This is a genomic window from Streptomyces sp. NPDC019531 (assembly GCF_044903305.1).
In the GTDB taxonomy this organism is placed as follows: domain Bacteria; phylum Actinomycetota; class Actinomycetes; order Streptomycetales; family Streptomycetaceae; genus Streptomyces.
In genome coordinates this window covers 15,516-36,231 of record NZ_JBJDQL010000018.1, presented here as the reverse complement: position 1 = coordinate 36,231, position 20,716 = coordinate 15,516, and the positions used below count along the sequence as shown (strand labels likewise).

Below are 20,716 nucleotides of genomic sequence, written 5' to 3'. Positions count from 1 at the left end.
GGGGTGCCGAGTTGGATCTCCGGGGGTACCGAGTCGACTTTCCGGACCTACTCGATGACGAGCTCGACCTCGATGTTGCCGCGGGTGGCGTTGGAGTAGGGGCAGACCTGGTGGGCCGTCTCGACGAGCTTGCGGCCGGTCTCCGCGTCCACGGTGTCGGGCAGTTCGACACGGAGGGCGACCTTGAGGCCGAAGCCCTCGCCCTGCTTGCCTATGCCGACCTCGGCGGTGACGGCGGCGTCGCTCACGTCCACCTTGGCCTGGCGGCCGACGAGACCGAGGGCGCTGCCGAAGCAGGCGGCGTAACCGGCGGCGAACAGCTGCTCCGGGTTAGTGCCCTCTCCGTTGCCGCCCAGCTCCACCGGCGGGGCCAGCTTGAGGTCGATCTTGCCGTCGCTGGAGACGGCACGACCGTCGCGGCCGTGGGTGGCGGTGGCGACTGCGGTGTAGAGCGCGTCCATGGAAAACCATCCCTTGGGGGTGAGTCCTGTCGTTGGCGCAAGTAGAGCACACAATTCAGTTGTGCACAACTAAATGGCGGGTAAGAGCTACCCTGGAGACATGACCACGCCCGCGACCGACTGGCTCCGACTCGACCAGCAGATCTGCTTCTCCCTCCATGCCGCGTCCCGCGCCTTCAACGGCGTCTACCGCGTGATCCTCAAGGACCTGGGGCTCACCTACCCCCAGTACCTGGTGATGCTGGTCCTGTGGGAGCACGGCGATCTGCCGGTGAAGACGCTCGGCGAACACCTGCGCCTCGACTCCGGCACACTGTCCCCCCTGCTCAAGCGGCTGGAGGCGGCCGGTCTGGTACGCCGGGAACGCAGTACCCGCGACGAGCGCTCGGTCGAGGTGCGGCTCACCGACGAGGGGACGGCACTGCGGGAACTCGCGCTTCAGGTGCCCCGCCGGATCGCCGCGGCGACCGGCTTCGACGTCGACGAGATCCGCGATCTGCGCACCCGGCTGGACGAGCTCACCTCGATGCTGGACACGGCGGCGCGGACCGAAGCCACAGGCGGCCGCTGAAGCGAGGTCCGGAGGCTCTACCACCACTGGTACGGCGTCCTCGCGCACGGCGCCTCCCGGTGCGCGACACACGCTGGCAGTATCCGCCGGGCGCAGGACCGCTCCTGCTCTCCCCGGGCTGCTGCCGGGGGTGCCGTATTTCCAGGCGCTAGTCGCGCTCACCCTCGCCACCGACGCGGCGGGCGCCCTGACGCTCACCCGCGCGGGCACTCGCCCCGGCCGCACCCTGCTCGGCGCCACCCTCTGGGTCGGCGGCCTCCCCCTGCTCCTGCCCATCCTTCCCGCCCGTTACGACGTCCAGGGCACCGCCCTCGCGGTGCTCGCCCTCATGGCGTCCGCGCGCTCCACGCGTGCGTGCGGGACGCTCGCCGCGCTCGGCGCCCTGGTGAAGCTATGGCCCATCCTGTTGCTGACGGGTCTCCCGAGGGGGCCGGGCGAACAGGTCGGCGTGGACCGCGGCCGCGGTGACGGGCACGACGGCACTGGCGTTCCCCTGCACCCTTCGACCATGCCCGGCACGGCACGCCGGCCGGGGAAGGTGCGGTACCAGTACGGCGCGCTGGAGTACACGGGGCCGCACGTCCCGACGGTCGCACACATCTCCCTCGCGCTGACCGTCGTAGCACTGGGCCTTCTGCCGCTGCAGCGGCTGGCGGCCCGGCGCCGGGCGCCTGCGCCCCCGTAGGACGCCGCCCTGGCCACCGTACTGCTCTTCACGGTCGCGTGATCAGCCCGCAGTGCATGATCTGGCTGCTGGGCCTGGCCGCCGCGCTCTCCTTCACGCGCGTGTGGCGCTCGACGACGGCGCCACAGGTGTCCCCTGCTTCCCACGCGGTCGCCCCGGTGACACCCGTCGAGCCCGACCGCCTGCTTCACTGATACGCGGCCAAGGGGCCGACAGACGACACGGGTCAACCGACGAGAGGACGGCCGTACATGACCTGGCTGATCACCGGCGGCGCCGGCTACATCGGGGCGCACGTCGTGAGGGCGATGACCGAGGCGGGCGAGCAGGCGGTCGTGTACGACGACCTGTCCACCGGCATCGCCGAGCGCGTCCCGGCCGACGTGCCGCTGGTGACGGGCTCCACACTGGACGCCGAGCGGGTCGCGCACACCCTGGCCGACCACGAGGTCACCGGCGTGGTCCATCTGGCGGCCAAGAAGCAGGTCGGCGAGTCGGTGGACCGGCCGCTGCACTACTACCGGGAGAACGTCGAGGGCCTACGCGTCCTCCTGGAAGCGGTCACAACGGCCGGAGTCCCCTCATTCGTCTTCTCGTCCTCCGCGGCGGTGTACGGCATGCCGGACGTCCCGCTGGTGACGGAGGACACCCCGTGCGCGCCGATGTCCCCGTACGGCGAGACGAAGCTGGCCGGCGAGTGGCTGGTCCGCGCCACGGGCCACGCGACGGGCCTGGCCACCGCCTGCCTCCGCTACTTCAACGTGGCGGGCGCGGCGAGCCCCGAGCTGGCCGACACGGGCGTCTTCAACCTGATCCCGATGGTCTTCGAGAAGCTCACGGAGAACGCCGCCCCACGCATCTTCGGCGACGACTACGACACCCCCGACGGCACCTGCGTCCGCGACTACATCCACGTCGCCGACCTGGCCGAGGCCCACGTGGCCGCCGCCCGCGCCCTCCAGTCCTCCCCCGGCCGCGACCTCACCGTCAACATCGGCCGCGGCGAGGGCGTCTCCGTCCGCGAGATGATCGACCGCGTCAACGCCCTCACCGGCTACGACCGCCCCCCGACGGTCACCCCCCGCCGCCCCGGCGACCCGGCCCGCGTCATCGCCTCCGCCGACCTGGCGGCGACGGAACTCGGCTGGAAGGCCAAGCACGACGTCCAGGACATGATCACGTCGGCGTGGGAGGGATGGGTGCGGTTGCATCCGGGGGCGGCTCGGGGGTAGGGGGCGCGGGGGCGGGGGCTGGGGTTCAGGCGGCGTGGGCGCGGCGGTTCGGGTGCGTGCGACGGCTCGGGGGCGTGCGACGGCTCGGGTGCGTGCGACGGCTCGGGTGGTGTGGTGGCTTGGGTCGCGCGGTGACTCGGGGGCGTGGTGATTGGGCGGCGTGACGGCCGGCTGACAGAAGCGCCCCCAGGGGCGCGGGGAACTGCTCGACCAGCCACAACAAGCCCGCAGCCGCCCGACAACACTTCCCGCCGAGCCCTCAGGCACCCACGATCGGCGTCCACTCGCGAATCGAGCGGACCTCGACTCCCGCAGTACGCCGGTAATACGGATCCTCCTCCAGAATGCCCTCCAGCTCCGCCCGCCCCACCGCGAACACCAACAGCGCTCCCTGGTCATCAGCCCACGGTCCCGCAGCGAAAAGCTTCCTCTCCGCATGCAGACGACCGAGCACCTCACGATGCGCCGGCCGCGCGGCAAGACGTTCGGGCGCGGAGGTGAAGGCAAGTTCCACGACAAGCACAAGGTCCCCTTCCCATGGCTACGGGTCGACCCGACGACTGGCCGCCGGTCGACACGACGACGCTAGGCTCGGCCCGCCGCACAGGTCTGTATCAGCCGATACAGCGAGGGAAAAGAGCCGCCGTGTCCACACCCACCTGGCAGCGGTTCCAAGACGTCCCGCTGTTCGCCGCGCTCCCCGACCCCGACCTACGCCGACTGTGGGACACCTCCGTCCCCCGCCACCACGCCCCTGGCGAGACCCTGCGCGGCCAGGGTGCCCCCGCCGACCACCTGCTCGTCCTGCTCGACGGCACCGCGTCCGCCTCCGCCACGACGGCCACCGGACGCGTCGTCCGGTTCGGAACGTGGGCCGGACCCTGCGCACTCGACAAGGTGGCGCTGCTCGACGGGGCCGGCCACACGGCGACATTCACCGCGCTCACCCCGTGCGCGGTACGGGCCGTACCGCGGGCACGATTCACCGCGCTGCTGGACGACTCAGCGGCGGTACGCGCCCACGTCCTCCGCCTTCTCGCCGCCCAGTCCCGCGCCCAGCAGGAACGGCTCACGGACACGGCCACCCTGCCCTGTGAGGCCCGTCTGGCGGCCTGGCTGCTGGAGGCGCTGAGCGAGAACGGAACCGACGGCCATGTCTCCCTCCCCGGCGGCCAGCGCGAACTCGCCGACCTCCTCGGCGTCACCCGCGTCACGGTCAACCGGGCGCTGTCCCGGCTCCGGCGGGACGGACTGATCGGCCCGGCGGACAACCGCGGCAGGATCCCTGTGCTCGCCCCGGAACTCCTCGCCCTGCGCGCGGTGCCGGACACCGGCCGGGCGGCCGACTGAGGCTCAGAGTGCCTTCAGCGACGCCGTCGTCGCCCGGGCCAGCGCTCCGAGGTACCCCTTCGGCAGCTTCGGACTGCGGATCACCACCGAGCGCCAGTACAGCGGACCGGAGATCAGGTCGAGGGCCAGTTCGTCGTTGATGCCGGGACTGATCTCGCCGCGCCGCTCCGCCGCCATGATGATCTTGCTCGCGACGCCCTCCTGGCCCTTCTGCAGCGCGTTCTGCAGGGCCTCGGCGATCTCGGGGTTACGGGCCGCCTCGGCCTGGAGATCCGGGATGATCTGCGAGGCCACCGGGTGCCGCAGCGCCCGGGACGTCACCTCGTACAGCATCCGCAGATCGGCCTCCAGCGAGCCCGTGTCCGGCACCGGCAGGCCCATCACCGCGATCTCCGAGACGACGTCGAGGACCAGGTGCAGCTTGGAACGCCAGCGACGATAGACGGCGGTCTTGCCGACTCCAGCGCGGCGCGCGATGCCCTCGATCGACATCCGCGCGTATCCGACTGCCGCGAGCTCCTCGAAGACGGCCGCCCGAATGGCTTCCGTCACATCCTCACGGAGTACGGCGGCTCCTGCCGGGGCACGGCGGCGCGGACGGGTCTGCGGCGCGTCGGCGTTGGTCGTCATGCGGTCCAGCATAGGGCGTAGCGACGAAACGGTCCCGTTCCGACGCGGCTTGGCTCCGACGCGACTCGTTACGACGAAACGGTCTCGTTCCGACAACGTCCGTAACGACGATACGGTTACGTTCCATCGTCATTCGTCACGACGAAACGGTTGCGTTCCGACGCTCACTCGTCCTACGCTCACGTTGCGACGATACGGTCCCGTCCCGACGTAAGAGAACGTGAAGAATCACGTAAGGAAACGTCAGGTGACGGACCCACCCGCCGCATGCGCCCCACCCCCCACCCCCCGAACGAAAGCAGCGGATGTGAGCCAGGTTCTCGACACACCGCCCCCGACAGCGCCCCCGACCGACGACGACCTCGCGGCCCTGGCCGCCCGTCACGGACTCACGGTCAGCGGCGCCCGTCCCTCGCTGCCCGAGTACGTCCGCCAGCTGTGGGCACGCCGCCACTTCATCACCGCGTTCTCGACCGCCAAGCTCACCGCGCAGTACAGCCAGGCGAAGCTGGGCCAGGTCTGGCAGGTGATGAACCCGCTGCTGAACGCGACGGTGTACTTCCTCATCTTCGGTGTGCTGCTCGGGACGAAGAAGGGCGTGCCGGACTACATCCCGTTCCTGGTCACGGGCGTGTTCATCTGGACCTTCACACAGAGCTCGATCCTCGCGGGCACCCGCGCGATCTCCGGCAACCTCGGCCTGGTCCGCGCCCTGCACTTCCCGCGGGCCGCACTGCCGATCTCCTTCTGCCTCCAGCAGCTCCAGCAGCTGCTGTTCTCGATGGCCGCCCTGGTCGTCATCCTGCTCTGCTTCGGCGTCCCGGTCGCCGCGTCCTGGCTGCTGGCGATCCCGGTACTGGTGCTGCAGTTCACGTTCAACGCGGGCGTCTCGATGATCATGGCGCGGATGGGGGCCAAGACGCCGGACATCGCGCAGCTGATGCCGTTCATCCTGCGCACGTGGATGTATGTCTCCGGTGTGATGTGGAGCATCGACAAGCTGGCCAAGGGTCACCACGACTGGCCGTCCTGGGTGGTCCCCGTCCTCCAGGCCAACCCGGCCGCCGTCTACATCGACCTGATGCGCTACTCCCTGATCGACAGCTTCCATGCCAGTCAGCTGCCGCACCACGTGTGGGCGATCGCGGCGGCCTGGGCGCTGGTCGCCGGGGTCGGCGGCTTCATCTACTTCTGGAAGGCTGAGGAGACGTACGGCCGTGGCTGACATCGACAACAGCAAGGTCCCCACCGTCGTCGCCCACGGCGTCGACATCATCTACCGCGTCAACGGCACCGGCGCCGGCAAGGGCTCCGCCACCGCAGCCCTCAACCGCATGCTGCGCCGGGGGCAGACCGAGAAGGCGGCGGGCGTACGCAAGGTGCACGCCGTCAAGAACGTCTCCTTTGTCGCGTACAAGGGCGAGGCGATCGGCCTGATCGGCACCAACGGTTCCGGCAAGTCGACCCTGCTCAAGGCGGTCGCGGGCCTGCTCCCGGTGGAGAACGGCCGTATCCACACCCACGGCCAGCCCTCCCTGCTCGGCGTCAACGCGGCCCTGATGAACGACCTGACCGGTGAGCGCAACGTCTACCTCGGCGGCCTCGCCATGGGCATGTCCCGCGAGCAGGTCAGGGACCGCTACCAGGAAATCGTCGACTTCTCCGGCATCAACGACAAGGGTGACTTCATCACTCTCCCGATGCGCACCTACTCCTCCGGCATGGCGGCCCGGCTGCGCTTCTCCATCGCCGCCGCCAAGGACCACGACGTCCTCCTCATCGACGAGGCCCTGGCCACCGGCGACCGCTCCTTCCAGAAGCGCTCCGAGGAACGCATCCGCGAGCTCCGCAAGCACGCGGGCACGGTCTTCCTGGTCAGCCACAGCAACAAGTCCATCCGCGACACCTGCGACCGCGTCCTGTGGCTGGAGCGCGGCGAACTGCGCATGGACGGCCCGACCGACGAGGTCCTGGCGGCCTACGAGGACTTCACGGGCGGCCCGGACAAGGACAGGGCCAAGCCCAAGGCAGCCGCCTGAGCCCACGGATCCTGCTCCGCTCCCGCTCCTCTACGACGACGGGGGCGCCCGGGACTTCACAGTCCCGGGCGCCCCCGTCGTCGTATGACCGCCTACGAGTGCTGCCGCAGCAGCGTCCGCATCGTGCGCATCGCCACCGACAGATTGGCGAGGTCGAAGGCGTCCGAACCCTGGATCTCCTCCAGAGTGGTGCGGGCGCGGCCCAGGATCGGGGCGTTCTTCTCCTCCCAGGCCTTGAAGCGCTGCTCGGGAGTGGAGGCGCCGTTGCCCACCGCCAGCACGTCGGCCGTCAGCGACGAGTGGGCCGCGTACAGGTCCTCGCGGATGGAGGCACGGGCCATGGACTGCCAGCGGTCGGCGCGGGGCAGCTCGACGATGCGGTCCATGAGCTGCGTGATGTGGAGACGGTCGGCGAGGTCGTAGTAGACCTCGGCGACGTCCATCGGGTCGCGGCCCATGCGGTCGGCCACCGAGACGATGTCCAGCGTCGGGAAGGCGGAGGAGAACCCGGCCACGCGCGTGGCGAGTTCGTCCGGGACTCCGGCGCCGGTCAGCTCGTCGTAGATCTTCTGGTACCACTCCAGGTCCGCGCCCCGCAGCAGCTTCGGCAGCTGCGACCACACCAGTTCGACGCGGTCGCCGAAGAACTCGACCGTCTCGGCGAGCTGGAGCGGCTGCGGCCGGTTGTTGAGCAGCCAGCGCGTGCCACGCTCGACGAGGCGGCGCGAGTGCAGCCGGATCCGGGTCTGTACGGCGGCCTCGACCTGGTTGTCGAGCGCCTCGACCCCGTCCCAGACGACGCCGGAGCGGAAGATCGCGCGGGCCACGGTCTGCGCCCGGACGATCTCCTCAAGCGAGGCGCCGGTCTCCTCGCGGAGGCGGTGCAGATAGGTCGTACCACCGGTGTTGACCGTGTCGTTGACCAGGACGGTCGTGGTGATCTCGCGGTGCAGCGGATGGTTGTCGATGTGCTCGGGGAACTTCTCTCGCAGCGCGGCCGGGAAGTACGTGTGCAGCAGGCCGTGCAGATACGGGTCGTCGGGCAGCGAGGTGTGCAGCAGTTCCTCGGCGACCGTGATCTTCGTGTACGCCAGCAGGACGGCCGTCTCCGGGCTGGTCAGGCCCTGTGCGGCGCCGAGACGCTCGCGGATCTGGCGGTCGGTGGGCAGGAACTCCAGGGCCCGGTCGAGGTGGCCCTCGCGCACCAGGTGGCGCATGAAGCGCTGCTGGGCATGGAGCATGTCCTTGGACTGGGCGAGGGCGTTGGCGATCGCGGTGTTCTGCGCGTAGTTGTTGCGCAGCACCAGGCGGCCGACCTCGTCGGTCATCTCGGCGAGCAGCTTGTTGCGCTGCTTGACCGTCATGTCACCCTCGGCGACCAGGCCGTTGAGCAGGATCTTGATGTTCACCTCGTGGTCGGAGGTGTCCACGCCCGCGCTGTTGTCGATGGCATCGGTGTTGATCTTGCCGCCGTGCAGCGCGAACTCGATCCGGCCGAGCTGGGTCAGGCCCAGGTTGCCGCCCTCGCCGACGACCCGGACGCGCAGGTCGGCGCCGTCGACGCGGATCGGGTCGTTGGCCTTGTCGCCGACGTCCCCGTGGGTCTCGGTGGAGGCCTTCACGTAGGTGCCGATGCCGCCGTTCCACAGCAGGTCCACCGGCGCCTTGAGAATCGTCTTCATCAGGTCGGCCGGGGTCATCTTGGTGACCTTGTCCTCGATGCCGAGGGCCTCGCGGACGTGGGCGTTGACCGGGATGGACTTGGCGGTACGGGGGAAGATTCCGCCGCCCGCCGAGATCAGCTCGGTGTTGTAGTCGGCCCAGCTGGAGCGCGGGAGGTCGAAGATGCGGCGGCGCTCGGCGTAGGAGGTGGCCGCGTCGGGTTTGGGGTCGATGAAGATGTGCCGGTGGTCGAAGGCGGCGACCAGGCGGATGTGCTCGGACAGCAGCATGCCGTTGCCGAACACGTCGCCGGACATGTCGCCGATGCCGACGACGGTGAAGTCCTCGGACTGGGTGTCCACGGCCAGTTCGCGGAAGTGCCGCTTTACGGACTCCCAGGCACCGCGGGCGGTGATGCCCATGCCCTTGTGGTCGTAGCCGGCCGAGCCGCCGGAGGCGAAGGCGTCGCCGAGCCAGAAGTTGTACGACTCCGCGACCCCGTTGGCGATGTCGGAGAAGGTGGCGGTGCCCTTGTCGGCGGCGACGACCAGGTAGGTGTCGTCCTCGTCGTGCCGTACGACGTCGGCGGGCGGGACAACCTCGCCGGCGACCATGTTGTCGGTGATGTCGAGCAGTGCCGAGATGAACGTCTTGTAGCTGCCGATGCCCTCGGCCAGCCACGCGTCCCGGTCCACGCTCGGGTCCGGCAGCTGCTTGGCGACGAAGCCACCCTTGGCGCCGACCGGCACGATGACGGTGTTCTTCACCATCTGCGCCTTGACCAGGCCGAGGATCTCGGTGCGGAAGTCCTCACGCCGGTCGGACCAGCGCAGACCACCGCGCGCGACCTTGCCGAACCTGAGGTGCACGCCCTCGACACGCGGCGAGTAGACCCAGATCTCGAACGCCGGGCGCGGGGCCGGCAGGTCCGGGATGGCCTGCGGGTCGAACTTCATGGAGACGTAGTCGTGCGGCTGGCCGCCCGCGGCCTCCTGGAAGAAGTTGGTGCGCAGCGTCGCCTTGATGACGGTCAGGAAGGACCGCAGGATCCTGTCCTCGTCCAGGCTCGCGACCTGGTCGAGGGCCGCGTCGAGCTCCTCCAGGAGGGCGTCGACCAGTTCGTGGCCGGCGCGCTGCCGGTCCGGCGACATCCGCGCCTCGAACAGGGAGACGAGCAGCCGGGTGGTGTGGACGTTGTTGCGGAGGGTGTCCTCCATGTAGTCCTGCGAGAACGTGGAGCCCGCCTGGCGCAGGTACTTGGCGTACGCCCGCAGCACCATCGCCTGGCGCCAGTTCAGGCCGGCGCTCAGCACCAGGGCGTTGAAGCCGTCGTTCTCCGCCTTGCCGGTCCAGGTGGCGGAGAAGGCTTCCTGGAAGCGCTCGCGGCCGTCGTCGCCGAGGTAGTCACCGGTGCCGTTCTGCGACCTGGGCATGCGCAGGCCGAAGTCGTAGATCCAGGCGACGCTCCGGTCCGAGCAGCGCAGTTCGTAGGGCCGCTCGTCCATGACCTCGACACCGAGCCGGTTGAGGACCGGCAGGACGGCGGACAGGGAGATGGCGTCGCCCTTGCGGTAGATCTTGAAGCGGCGCTCTTCGGGGGCGGCACCCACCGGCTCGTACAGGCTCAGCGCGAAGGAGTTCTCCTCGGTGAGCCGCTCCAGGTGGACGAGGTCGGCGACCGCGGAGCGCGGGGTGTGGTCGGCCTTGTAGCCCTCGGGGAAGGCGGTGCCGTAGCGGCGCGACAGCTCGGCGGCGTGCTCCTCGCCGAGCTCGGCGTTGAGCGCCTCGGCCCAGCCGTCGGCCCAGGAGCGGGCGGCCTCGACCAGGCGGGCCTCGATGCGCTCCTTGTCGCTGTCGCTGAGCTGCGGCAGCTCGGTGCCCTGCGGGACCCGGACCACGAAGTGCAGCCGGGACAGGATCGACTCGGTGTTCCAGGCGGTGAAGTCGACGCTGATGCCGTCGAGTTCCTCCTTCAGGATGTCGATGATCCTGAGACGGACGCCGGTGGTGTAGCGGTCGCGGGGCAGGTAGACGAGGGCCGAGTAGTAGCGGCCGTACTCGTCCTGACGCAGGTAGAGGCGCAGCCGCCGCCGCTCCTGGAGGTACAGCACGGAGGTGGCGATCGACTCCAGCTCGTCGGCCGGGGTCTGGAAGAGCTCGTCGCGCGGGTAGGTCTCCAGGATCTGGAGCAGGTCGCGGCCGTCGTGGCTGTTGGGCGAGAAGCCGGCCCTTTCCAGCACCTCTTCCACCTTGCGCCGGATGACCGGAACGCGGCGCACCGACTCGGTGTAGGCGGCGGAGGAGAACAGACCGAGGAAACGCCGCTCGCCGACGACATTGCCGTCCGCGTCGAACTTCTTGACGCCGATGTAGTCGAGATACGACGGCCGGTGCACGGTCGACCGGCTGTTGGCCTTGGTCAGCACCAACAGCTTGTGCTCGCGGGCCTTGGCGCGCGCGTCGGCGGGCAGCCGCTCGAAGGACGGGCTGACCGGGTGGCCCTCCTCGCCGGCGTGGTGCGGGTCGGAGCGCAGGATGCCGAGGCCGGTGCCGGGGACGGCCGCGAGGGAGTCGTCCTTCCGGAGCTGGTACTCCCGGTAGCCGAGGAAGGTGAAGTGGTCGGCGGCCAGCCAGCGCAGCAGCTCGCGGGCCTCCTCGATCTCCATGTCGCGCAGATCGGTGGCGACGGGCTCGGTGGGCAGTTCGTCGGCCATCCGCAGGGCCGCGTCCCGCATCTTCTCCCAGTCCTCGACGGCCTCCCGGACATCGGACAGGACGCGCAGCAGGTCAGAAGTGATCTGTTTCAGGTCACCGCGGTCGGTCTCACGGTCGATCTCGACGTGGATCCAGGACTCGGTGTGCGCGTCGTGCGGGAGGTCAGCGGCGGCGGGCGGGGCGGTGAGCACCTCGATCAGCTTGCCGGTGAGGTCGCGGCGGACGACGACCTGCGGGTGGATGACGACATGGATGCCGCGTCCCTGCCGGGTCAGTTCATTGGTGACGGAGTCGACGAGGAAGGGCATGTCGTCGGTGACGACCTCGACGACCGAGTGGGTGCACGTCCACCCGTTCTCCTCCACCGTGGGCGTGTGGACCCGCACGTTGGCCGTGCCCTGAGGGCGGTTCTCGCCCAGCCGGAAGTGCGAGAGCGCGGCCCCGTAGATGTCGATCGGGTCGCGGGAGGTCAGGTCCTCCGGGGCGGTGTGCAGGTAGTAGCGCTGGAGGAACGCGAGCACGGTCTCGCTGTCCGGGGTGTCCGGGGTGCGGGGGGTGTCCTCGTCGGTCGTCCCAGTCGGTAGGTGCCCCCCGACCGGGCTGTTCTCAGCTACCCGTGCGGCCCTCTCGAGCAGCTCGGCCTTGGCTTCGTCCAGCTTGGTCTGCATTGTCCTCTGACTCCTGTCGCGCGCCGTTGCGTGACGTAGAAGGAAGTACGGTCTCTTCCCCTGCGGCTCGACGCCACGGCCCGGGGTCTCCGGTCTGCTCCGACGCTATGCCGCAGGGTGAGATGAGCGGGGGGATATCAGCCATTCTCGACACGCCCGCCAGGTGTGACGCTGCTCTCTGCCGCGCCGGTGACGAGGGTGCACTCGGCGTCATGAGGGCCCCTACGGCCCCGTCCCGCCCGCGAGGACCAGCGGCCGCCGCCCGGCCACGGAGGTGTTCCGTGCGCACCGGGCGCAGGGCGGGAGCCACAGCGCCCCCGCGAACTATCGCGCTGATCACGCCACCAAGGCTATCGCTCCTTACAGGGGGGTCGTCATGAGCCGTATGTGTACAAAACCAGGAGTGGAACTTTGACAGTCTGCACAGGGACGGAAGCGGCGAAGCCGTCGTAACGCGACAGGCCGTCCGACGGGTCGCCCGACGTGCAGCCCGTCGTCCGTTCCGAGTCCTCCGTCCGTTCCCGGTTCGTCGCCCGGGCTCCGAGTCCGCCGTCCGTTCCGGGCCCCGTCCCTTCCCGGCATGTTGTCGATGATGCGCACCCCCTTGGCAAGGCCGTTCCCTGGATGCACGTTGCCGACATGACAGCCAAAATCCTGATCGTCACCGGCGACGCGGCGGAGTCGCTGGAGGTCCTGTACCCCTACCAGCGCCTCCGCGAGGAGGGCTACGACGTCCACATCGCGGCCCCCGCCCGCAAGAAGCTCCGGTTCGTCGTCCACGACTTCGAACCCGGCTTCGACACCTACACCGAGAAGCCCGGTTACACCTGGCCCGCCGACCTGGCCTTCGCCGAGGTCGACCCCGGTCAGTACGCCGCGCTCGTGGTCCCCGGCGGCCGGGCGCCCGAGTACCTCCGCAACGACCCCGAGCTCCGCAAGATCCTCAAGTCCTTCTTCGACGCGGACAAGCCGGTCGCCCAGATCTGCCACGGCCCCCTGCTCACCGCCTCGGTCGACGGCCTCCGCGGCCGCCGCGTCACGGCGTACCCCGCCCTGGAACCCGACATGCAGTCCGCCGGCGCCGCCTTCCAGGACGCCGAGGTCGTGGTCGACGGCACCTTGGTCTCCTCCCGCGCCTGGCCTGATCACTCGGGCTGGATGCGGGAGTTCCTGCGGGTGCTGAGGGCCAAGGCACCGGCGACATAGCCGCCGGGATGTTGCCGCACCGGCGCCTACGCGGCTATTCGCTCGGCCTCCGCGACCGCCTCCGCCAAGGTGTCCACCACAGGCACCCCCACCTCTTCAAGGCTGGCCCGACTGTGCGACCCCCCGGTGTACAGCACGGCCCGCGCCCCGACCCGCATGGCCGCCACCGCATCATCCGCGGCGTCCCCGATCACCACCGTACGAGCCGCCTCCACCCCGACCAGGGCAGCGAGATGCCGCTCCATGTGCTCCGCCTTGCTGCCCCCGGACGGTCCGGTCCGCCCCTCCACCCGCAGGAAGTGCGCCTCGATCCCGAACCCCCGTACCAGCGGCAGCAGTTCGTCATGGACGTACATGCTGAGGATCGACTGACTGCGCCCGGCCGACCGCCACCCCGCGAGCAGCTCCACCACCCCGTCGGTCAGCCCGCAACCCACCCGGTGCTCGGTGTAGTACCGATGGAAGGTCTCGTCCATGACCTCCCACTCGGCCTCGGTGGGCAGCCGCCCCAGCAACCGCTCGTAGAACTTCGGCACCGGCACGCAGTACAGCGTCCGGTACCGCTCCATCGTGATCGGCTCCAGCCCCAGCTCGCCGAATGCCGCGTTCGTCGCCCCGATGATCGCGTCGTTGTCGTGGAACAGCGTGCCGTTCCAGTCCCAGACGATGTGCGCCCCTGTCAGCTTCCCCATGCCAAAAACGTACCCGCCCCCACTGACAATCAAGAGATCAGCAGGTCAAGGCAGGCAAAGCCGCAGCTCAGCAGCCCAGGACGGGACTCAGCCACCCAGCCCGACCAGGTTCGGGATCTCCTGCGTCGCGTACCACAGCAGCTCGTGGTCCTCGGCCCCGTCCACGATGAACTGCGCGTCGTCGTCCCCGCCGTCCGCCGCCTCCAGCGCGTCCACGGCGGCGGTGACGTCCTCCTCCGCGTCGTCCGAGTCGACGTGCACCGCGGCGGCCTTGGCCAGCTTCACCGTCCCGGCGACCCGCACCTCACCGAGCGCCGCCGAGTCGAGCGCCCGGTCGGGATCGGCGACGGCCGCCCCGTCGGCCACGTCGACGGCCACCACGACCCGGCGCCGCAGGGCACCGGCGTCCGCCGCGAGCAGCCGCAGCGAGGCCAGCGCGGCCCGGTTCAGCGCCGCGTACTCCAGTTCCTCGATGTCGTCGGAGAGGTACCACTCGCGCAGGGCGGGCGTGACGGCGTAGGCGAGGAGCGGTCCGGCCCCCAGCTCACCCGTCTTGTACGCCTCGGCGAGACCGGAAAGGGTCAGGGGGACGTAGACGCGCATGACTGGCCGCTTTCGTGGTCGGAGAACGTGCTCGGAAAGGCTCCGCAAAAGGCCTTCAGGATACGTGCGGGTGTCCCCTTTCGAGTCCCTGCCCCTACCCCGGTAGCCGTCCACCCCGAGCCCGGAATTCACCCGCCCCACCCCCATGGACATGGGCCCAGACCCCCCTCCCATCACCCTGATAGGTGAACATTCCGGCCTACCGCCCCGGCTCGCCGCCGCCTTGCAGTCGCGGTCCACGGCCCCGTACAAGATCCCCAACCACAAAGTTACTGCCCGGTACTTTCCGGGCACGCAGAACGGGGATCCCATGAACAAGGTCATGACCAGGGCCCAGCACCACTCCGGCACCCGCCCACCGGCCCGCCGCGACTCCCGCCGCCCGGGCGGCACCCCGCCCCGCACGCCCGGCGGCGCCACGACCCGCACGGCACCGGGCGACGGCCGTCCGCCGGGTTCCCCCGCCAGCGGCCCCCGCACCCGCACGGGCCCCACGGACAGCCGCCCGCTCAGCGCCCCGGGCCGGAACACCACGACCGCGGCAACGTCGACCCGCAGCACCGCGGCAGCACTCCCCGGCGGAGAGCTCACCCTGCCCACCGCCGCCTCGGCCCCCGGCACAACCACCCGACCGCACCACACCCCCGCGGCAACCCCGGTCGTCCCGCCCCAGACCCCGCGCCGCCCCCTCGTCCCCCAGCCCCGTCCCACCGACCTCTTCGCGGACCTCCTCCTCGCCGTCCTGAGCGGCCAGCGCCCCGTCCACTCGATGCTCCGGCACACCGCGGGCCGCGCCTACGACGAGCTGGCCCGGCTCGCGGAACGTGGCCCCCTGCGCACCCGCGGCACCCGCCCCGTCGTCCGGGACATCGGCTACTACGTCGCCCGCCCGGGCGCCGTCGAGGCCTTCGCCCGCATCGCCGCCGGCGACCAGGTGCGCGCCATGGCCTTCCGGCTGGAACAGGGCCAGGACCTCCGCTGGCGCTGCACAGCGGTCGAACTGGGCGGCCCTCGGGCTACCCACCCGGACGACGACTGACGGCCTGCAGAGCAGCCCTGGAGGCCCCTCGCGGACACTCCTGCGGCGACCGACGGCACACGCCCCCGGGCCCCTGCACGCCGAAGGGCCGGACCCCCTCAGAGGATCCGGCCCTTCCAACGTCACGGCGCCACAGGCCCCGTCACACAACTCCGCTACGGCGCGACGGGCACCGTCACATCACGTCGCTACGGCGCCACTCGCACGTAGGCACTACTTCTTGCGCCGCCCCCGACCACGGGACTGCTTGCGCCGCTCCGCGCGCGTGAGGCCGTCCGCCTCAGAGCGCACGGGCTCGTCGTCATCGGCGAACTCGCCCTCGATGACACCGCCCTCGCCGTCCACGGTCGGCGCGGAGAAGTGCAGGTCCCTGCGCTGCGGGGCGTCGAGCCCCTTCGCACGGATCTCGGGACGGCCACCCGCCTGCGCCGGAACCACGTCCTGCTTGTCGAGGGACGGCTTCTCGTCCTCGACCGGGACCTCCTCGACCTGCTGCTCGACCTGGACCTCCAGGTTGAACAGGTAGCCGACGGACTCCTCCTTGATGCCCTCCATCATGGCGGTGAACATGTCGAAGCCCTCGCGCTGGTACTCGACCAGCGGGTCCTTCTGCGCCATGGCGCGCAGACCGATGCCCTCCTGGAGGTAGTCCATCTCGTAGAGGTGCTCGCGCCACTTGCGGTCCAGGACCGACAGCACGACCCGGCGCTCCAGCTCACGCATGATCTCGGAGCCGAGCTGCGCCTCACGCGACTCGTACTGCTCGTGGATGTCGTCCTTGATGGATTCGGAGATGTACTCGGCGGTCAGGCCCGCGCGGTCGCCTGCCGCCTCCTCCAGCTCCTCGACGGTGATCTTGACCGGGTAGAGCTGCTTGAAGGCGCCCCACAGCCGGTCGAGGTCCCAGTCCTCGGCGAAGCCCTCGGCGGTCTCCGCGTCGATGTACGCGTCGATGGTGTCGTTCATGAAGTGCACGACCTGCTCCTGCAGGTCCTCGCCCTCCAGGACGCGGCGCCGCTCGCCGTAGATGACCTCGCGCTGCCGGTTGAGGACCTCGTCGTACTTCAGGACGTTCTTACGGGTCTCGAAGTTCTGCTGCTCGACCTGAGACTGGGCGGACGCGATCGCGCGCGTGACCATCTTGTTCTCGATCGGGACGTCGTCCGGGACGTTCGCCATCGACATGACGCGCTCGACCATCTGGGCCTTGAACAGGCGCATCAGGTCGTCACCGAGGGAGAGGTAGAAACGGGACTCGCCGGGGTCGCCCTGACGGCCGGAACGGCCGCGCAGCTGGTTGTCGATACGGCGCGACTCGTGCCGCTCGGTGCCGAGGACGTAGAGCCCGCCGAGGTCCTTGACCTCCTCGAACTCCGCCTTGACCGCCTGCTCGGCCTTCTCCAGGGCGGCGGGCAGGGCCTGCGCCCACTCCTCGATGTGCTCCTCGGGGTCGAGGCCACGCTGACGCAGCTCCGCCTCCGCCAGGTCCTCGGGGTTGCCGCCGAGCTTGATGTCGGTACCACGGCCGGCCATGTTGGTGGCCACGGTGACGGCGCCCTTGCGGCCGGCCTGGGCGACGATCGTCGCCTCACGGTCGTGCTGCTTGGCGTTCAGCACCTCGTGCTGGACGCCGCGCTTGGACAGCTGCTGCGAGAGGTATTCGGACTTCTCGACCGACGTCGTACCGACGAGGATCGGCTGGCCCTTCTCGTGCTTCTCGACGATGTCGTCGACGACCGCCTCGAACTTCGCGACCTCGGTGCGGTAGATCAGGTCCGACTGGTCCTTGCGGACCATGGGCCGGTTGGTCGGGATCGGGACGACGCCGAGCTTGTAGATCTGGTGGAACTCGGCGGCCTCGGTCATCGCCGTACCGGTCATGCCGCAGAGGCCCGGCTGTTCCTTGCCGTTGTGGTCGTGGCGCTTGTACAGGCGGAAGAAGTTCTGGAGGGTGATCGTGGCGAGGGTCTGGTTCTCGTCCTTGATGTCCACCCCTTCCTTCGCCTCGATCGCCTGGTGCATGCCCTCGTTGTAGCGGCGACCGGCGAGGATACGGCCGGTGTGCTCGTCGACGATCATGACTTCGCCGTCCATGACGACGTAGTCCTTGTCCTTCTTGAAGAGCTCCTTCGCCTTGATGGCGTTGTTCAGGTAGCCCACCAGAGGGGTGTTCACCGACTCGTAGAGGTTGTCGATGCCCAGCCAGTCCTCGACCTTGGAGACACCGGCCTCGTGGATGGCGACCGTGCGCTTCTTCTCGTCGACCTCGTAGTCGCCGGTCTCCTCGATGCCCTTGAGCGGGTTGCCGGCCTCGCCCTTCTTCAGGCGGGTGACCAGCTTGGCGAAGTCGCCGTACCACTTGGTGGCCTGGTCTGCCGGGCCGGAGATGATCAGCGGCGTACGGGCCTCGTCCACGAGGATGGAGTCGACCTCGTCGACGATGGCGAAGTTGTGGCCGCGCTGGACGAGTTCGTCCTGGGACCACGCCATGTTGTCGCGCAGGTAGTCGAAGCCGAACTCGTTGTTCGTGCCGTACGTGATGTCGCAGGCGTACTGCGCGCGGCGCTGGGCCGGCGTCATGTTGGCAAGGATGCAACCGACCTCAAGGCCCAGGAACTTGTGGACGCGGCCCATCATCTCGGAGTCGCGCTCGGCCAGGTAGTCGTTGACCGTGATCAGGTGGACACCCTTGCCGGACAGCGCGTTCAGATACGCCGGCAGCGTGCCGACGAGCGTCTTGCCCTCACCGGTCTTCATCTCGGCCACATAGCCGAGGTGAAGGGCGGCGCCGCCCATGATCTGCACGTCGTAGTGGCGCTGGCCGAGCGCGCGCTTGGCGGCCTCGCGCACCGTGGCGAACGCCTCGGGCAGCAGGTCGTCCAGCGTCTCACCATCGACGTACCGCTGCTTGTACTCATCGGTGAGGGCCCGCAGCTCGGCGTCGGAGAGGTCGATGAAGTCCTCTTCGATGGAGTTGACCTGGTCCGCGATGCGGTGCAGCTTGCGCAGGATCTTGCCTTCGCCTGCACGCATGATCTTCGAGAGGACGGACACGGGGGTTGGTCTCCTTGCCGGTCGGGCCTGGGACGGTCGGTTTCCATTTGACTTACTGAGCGACGGCCATCGTATGCGAGGACCCGGCCACGTCGGGAGCCTGCCGGGTACGCCGACTGTCAGCTCCTTCAAATCTGCTTCAAAGGGGACAACGGACGAGGAACGCCGATGGTGCCGCGCCCCGCTCGCGAATTGCGCGAATTGTGATCACCCGCTCACTCACAGCAAAAATGATGGCGTCTTCGCCGAACTCCTGAGCAGAATCGGCCGATGGAACCCGTCACGCTGACCACGGACCGCCTCCTGCTGCGCACGCCCACTCCGCAGGACACAGAGACCGTCCTCGCGGCCGTGCAGGACCCCGACATCCTGCGCTGGACCACGATCCCCTCGCCCTACCTCGTCGAGCACGCCCAGAGCTTCACGGAGCAACTGGTCCCGGAGGGCTGGGCGAACGGCACGATGTTCACCTGGGGCCTCTTCCTCCCCGAAGGGGAGGACCTGGTGGGCATGCTGGGTCTGTCCATGCGCTCGCTCGGCACGGCCGAGATCGGCTACTGGGCCACCAAGCAGCACCGCGGCAGCGGCTACATCACCGAGGCCGTGCGCGCCGCCAGCCACTGGGCCTTCTCCGAGCTGTCGATCGACCGCTTGGAATGGCGCGCGGAAGTGGGCAACCAGCCGTCCCGCGCGGTGGCGGAGCGCGCCGGCTTCGTCGTCGAGGGCGTACTGCGCTCCGGGCTCGTCCACCAGGGCGTACGCAGGGACTGCTGGGTGGGTTCCGTACTGCCGTCGGACCTGGGCCTGGCGTCGACAACGCCATACCTCCCGGCCCCTCGATAGATCCGCAGGTCACCTCGCGTTGTCAGTGCCTGGCCCTATCGTTCGGACCCATGACGACCCCGCGTCCCACCACCGACCTGTCGGCCGATGAGGCCCGCCGCATCGTGCTGCGCGCCCAGGGCTTCCTCGGCACCCCCGACCGCCGGGCCGGAGTCCGCGGCGTCCTCCGTCACCTCGGGGCGGTCCAGCTCGACACCATCTCTGTGCTCGCCCGTTCCCACGAGCTGATCCCGTACGCCCGTCTCGGCGCGGTGGGCCGCAAGACGGTGGAGGACGCCTACTGGACCCCTGCCCCCTTCGGCGCGTCTCCGGCACGACCCCACGCCTTCGAGTACTGGTCGCACGCGGCATGCATCCTCCCCATCGAGGAATGGCCGCACTTCGCCTTCCGCCGTCGCGCCTACCGCGCCCGCCCGCACTGGAACCACCAGCTCCCGGACGGCACCTACGACCAGGTCGTCAAGCAGCTCCGCACCGAAGGCCCCCTCACTGCCACGGAGTTGGGCGGCGCGAAGAAGACCAGCGAGTGGTGGGACTGGTCCGGCACCAAGGTCGCCGTGGAGCGCGCCCTGATGTACGGCGAGGTGGTCTGCGTGGAGCGCCGTGGCTGGAAGCGCGTGTACGACCTCGCCGAGCGCGCCGTCCCCGCCGAACTGCTCCACGACGAGTTGGATGACGCTGAGTGCCTGCGCCGCCTGGTCCGTCTCGCCGGGCAGGCCCTGGGCGTCGGCACCCGTGCGGACATCGCCGACTATCACCGCCTCAAGGGCGAGCAGGTCGAGGCGGTGATCGACGACTCGGGTCTGGTGCCGGTCACGGTCGAGGGCTGGTCCAAGACGGCCTGGGCCGACCCCGCGGCCCTGGAGACACCGCCGCGCGGCCGCCACCGCACCACTCTGTTGTCCCCGTTCGACTCCCTGATCTGGGAACGCGCGCGCACGGAGCGGATCTTCGGCTTCACCCACCGTCTGGAGGCCTACGTCCCCAAGCCCAAGCGGGTCCACGGCTACTTCGCGATGCCGGTGCTGGCCGGCGGCCGTCTCGTCGGCCGCGTGGACCCGGGCCGCGAGGGGGGCACGCTGGTGGCCAGGCAGGTCACCCTGGACGGCCCGAAGGCGGTCCCGGCGGTGGCCCAGGCCCTGGTCGAGGCGGCGAGCTGGGTGGACTGCATGGACATCCGCGTGGAGCGGGTCGACGCCCCGGAGCTGCGCGAATCCCTCACCAAGGAGGTGACCCGAGCGCTGGTCACGGCCCTGCGCTGAGCGG

The 20,716-nt window shown here is 69.7% G+C and carries 18 protein-coding genes; 11 read left to right on the top strand and 7 right to left on the bottom strand.

Going from position 1 to position 20,716, the window contains the following annotated elements; all coding sequences use genetic code 11:
* Positions 1-47: 47 nt before the first annotated feature.
* Complete coding sequence (locus ACI2L1_RS21665) at positions 48-461, bottom strand: organic hydroperoxide resistance protein (RefSeq protein WP_020139062.1); 414 nt, start codon at positions 459-461, stop codon at positions 48-50.
* Positions 462-561: 100 nt separating this feature from the next.
* Between ACI2L1_RS21665 and ACI2L1_RS21660 the strand changes: the two genes are divergently transcribed.
* From ACI2L1_RS21660 to galE, 4 genes are all read left to right on the top strand, one after another.
* Positions 562-1,032, top strand: coding sequence for a MarR family winged helix-turn-helix transcriptional regulator (locus ACI2L1_RS21660; RefSeq protein WP_404740968.1), 471 nt, complete (start codon positions 562-564; stop codon positions 1,030-1,032).
* A 130-nt stretch (positions 1,033-1,162) separates the two neighbouring features.
* Complete coding sequence (locus ACI2L1_RS21655; protein WP_404740967.1) at positions 1,163-1,717, top strand: hypothetical protein; 555 nt, start codon at positions 1,163-1,165, stop codon at positions 1,715-1,717.
* Positions 1,718-1,773: 56 nt separating this feature from the next.
* The gene (locus tag ACI2L1_RS21650) at positions 1,774-1,911 is read left to right on the top strand and encodes a hypothetical protein (protein WP_404740966.1); all 138 of its coding nucleotides are present in this window, start codon (positions 1,774-1,776) and stop codon (positions 1,909-1,911) included.
* Positions 1,912-1,968: 57 nt separating this feature from the next.
* Positions 1,969-2,949, top strand: a complete 981-nt coding sequence (gene galE, locus ACI2L1_RS21645; protein ID WP_404740965.1) for a UDP-glucose 4-epimerase GalE — start codon at positions 1,969-1,971, stop codon at positions 2,947-2,949.
* Between the two features lie 259 nt (positions 2,950-3,208).
* Here galE and ACI2L1_RS21640 read toward each other — a convergent pair whose 3' ends face one another.
* Complete coding sequence (locus ACI2L1_RS21640; RefSeq protein WP_404740964.1) at positions 3,209-3,463, bottom strand: YciI family protein; 255 nt, start codon at positions 3,461-3,463, stop codon at positions 3,209-3,211.
* Between the two features lie 131 nt (positions 3,464-3,594).
* Between ACI2L1_RS21640 and ACI2L1_RS21635 the strand changes: the two genes are divergently transcribed.
* Entirely contained in the window at positions 3,595-4,299 is a 705-nt protein-coding gene (locus tag ACI2L1_RS21635; protein ID WP_404740963.1) for a Crp/Fnr family transcriptional regulator, read from the top strand.
* Positions 4,300-4,302: 3 nt separating this feature from the next.
* On the opposite strand, the gene ACI2L1_RS21630 is transcribed toward ACI2L1_RS21635, so the two are convergent.
* Positions 4,303-4,929, bottom strand: a complete 627-nt coding sequence (locus tag ACI2L1_RS21630) for a TetR/AcrR family transcriptional regulator (RefSeq protein ID WP_404740962.1) — start codon at positions 4,927-4,929, stop codon at positions 4,303-4,305.
* Positions 4,930-5,236: 307 nt separating this feature from the next.
* On the opposite strand from ACI2L1_RS21630, the gene ACI2L1_RS21625 reads away from it, so the two are divergent.
* The gene (locus ACI2L1_RS21625) at positions 5,237-6,154 is read left to right on the top strand and encodes an ABC transporter permease (protein ID WP_404740961.1); all 918 of its coding nucleotides are present in this window, start codon (positions 5,237-5,239) and stop codon (positions 6,152-6,154) included.
* Positions 6,147-6,968 carry an ABC transporter ATP-binding protein gene (locus tag ACI2L1_RS21620; RefSeq protein ID WP_404740960.1) on the top strand — a complete coding sequence of 274 codons (822 nt, stop codon included), beginning with the start codon at positions 6,147-6,149 and terminating at the stop codon, positions 6,966-6,968. Before ACI2L1_RS21625 ends, ACI2L1_RS21620 begins: the two co-directional genes overlap by 8 nt.
* A 92-nt stretch (positions 6,969-7,060) precedes the next feature.
* On the opposite strand, the gene ACI2L1_RS21615 is transcribed toward ACI2L1_RS21620, so the two are convergent.
* Positions 7,061-12,013: an NAD-glutamate dehydrogenase gene (locus ACI2L1_RS21615; RefSeq protein ID WP_404740959.1), complete on the bottom strand. Its 4,953-nt coding sequence runs from the start codon at positions 12,011-12,013 to the stop codon at positions 7,061-7,063.
* A gap of 639 nt (positions 12,014-12,652) precedes the next feature.
* On the opposite strand from ACI2L1_RS21615, the gene ACI2L1_RS21610 reads away from it, so the two are divergent.
* Complete coding sequence (locus tag ACI2L1_RS21610) at positions 12,653-13,219, top strand: DJ-1/PfpI family protein (RefSeq protein ID WP_404740958.1); 567 nt, start codon at positions 12,653-12,655, stop codon at positions 13,217-13,219.
* Positions 13,220-13,245: 26 nt separating this feature from the next.
* Here the strand turns inward: ACI2L1_RS21610 and ACI2L1_RS21605 are convergent, their stop codons facing one another.
* Both ACI2L1_RS21605 and ACI2L1_RS21600 read right to left on the bottom strand, forming a co-directional pair.
* On the bottom strand, positions 13,246-13,911 hold the full coding sequence (locus tag ACI2L1_RS21605) for an HAD family hydrolase (protein WP_404740957.1): 666 nt from the start codon (positions 13,909-13,911) through the stop codon (positions 13,246-13,248).
* 87 nt (positions 13,912-13,998) lie between these two features.
* Positions 13,999-14,514, bottom strand: coding sequence for a DUF6912 family protein (locus ACI2L1_RS21600; RefSeq protein ID WP_404740956.1), 516 nt, complete (start codon positions 14,512-14,514; stop codon positions 13,999-14,001).
* Positions 14,515-14,824: 310 nt separating this feature from the next.
* Here ACI2L1_RS21600 and ACI2L1_RS21595 point away from each other — a divergent pair, with 310 nt between their 5' ends.
* A complete protein-coding gene (locus tag ACI2L1_RS21595) occupies positions 14,825-15,553 on the top strand; it encodes an Rv3235 family protein (RefSeq protein WP_404740955.1) in 729 nt (242 codons plus the stop codon).
* A 213-nt stretch (positions 15,554-15,766) separates the two neighbouring features.
* Here the strand turns inward: ACI2L1_RS21595 and secA are convergent, their stop codons facing one another.
* Entirely contained in the window at positions 15,767-18,607 is a 2,841-nt protein-coding gene (gene secA, locus ACI2L1_RS21590) for a preprotein translocase subunit SecA (protein WP_404740954.1), read from the bottom strand.
* 270 nt (positions 18,608-18,877) lie between these two features.
* Here secA and ACI2L1_RS21585 point away from each other — a divergent pair, with 270 nt between their 5' ends.
* Positions 18,878-19,450, top strand: a complete 573-nt coding sequence (locus tag ACI2L1_RS21585; protein WP_404740953.1) for a GNAT family N-acetyltransferase — start codon at positions 18,878-18,880, stop codon at positions 19,448-19,450.
* A 50-nt stretch (positions 19,451-19,500) separates the two neighbouring features.
* Entirely contained in the window at positions 19,501-20,712 is a 1,212-nt protein-coding gene (locus ACI2L1_RS21580; RefSeq protein ID WP_404740952.1) for a winged helix-turn-helix domain-containing protein, read from the top strand.
* Positions 20,713-20,716 lie beyond the last annotated feature (4 nt).

Coding starts and splice junctions, on each gene's coding strand:
- ACI2L1_RS21660 (WP_404740968.1), top strand. CDS start 562: ATGACCACGCCCGCGACCGACTGGCTCCGACTCGACCAGCAGATCTGC.
- ACI2L1_RS21600 (WP_404740956.1), bottom strand. CDS start 14,514: ATGCGCGTCTACGTCCCCCTGACCCTTTCCGGTCTCGCCGAGGCGTAC.
- ACI2L1_RS21615 (WP_404740959.1), bottom strand. CDS start 12,013: ATGCAGACCAAGCTGGACGAAGCCAAGGCCGAGCTGCTCGAGAGGGCC.
- ACI2L1_RS21630 (WP_404740962.1), bottom strand. CDS start 4,929: ATGACGACCAACGCCGACGCGCCGCAGACCCGTCCGCGCCGCCGTGCC.
- ACI2L1_RS21585 (WP_404740953.1), top strand. CDS start 18,878: ATGGAACCCGTCACGCTGACCACGGACCGCCTCCTGCTGCGCACGCCC.
- ACI2L1_RS21610 (WP_404740958.1), top strand. CDS start 12,653: ATGACAGCCAAAATCCTGATCGTCACCGGCGACGCGGCGGAGTCGCTG.
- ACI2L1_RS21580 (WP_404740952.1), top strand. CDS start 19,501: ATGACGACCCCGCGTCCCACCACCGACCTGTCGGCCGATGAGGCCCGC.
- ACI2L1_RS21650 (WP_404740966.1), top strand. CDS start 1,774: ATGATCTGGCTGCTGGGCCTGGCCGCCGCGCTCTCCTTCACGCGCGTG.
- ACI2L1_RS21605 (WP_404740957.1), bottom strand. CDS start 13,911: ATGGGGAAGCTGACAGGGGCGCACATCGTCTGGGACTGGAACGGCACG.
- ACI2L1_RS21665 (WP_020139062.1), bottom strand. CDS start 461: ATGGACGCGCTCTACACCGCAGTCGCCACCGCCACCCACGGCCGCGAC.
- galE (WP_404740965.1), top strand. CDS start 1,969: ATGACCTGGCTGATCACCGGCGGCGCCGGCTACATCGGGGCGCACGTC.
- ACI2L1_RS21595 (WP_404740955.1), top strand. CDS start 14,825: ATGAACAAGGTCATGACCAGGGCCCAGCACCACTCCGGCACCCGCCCA.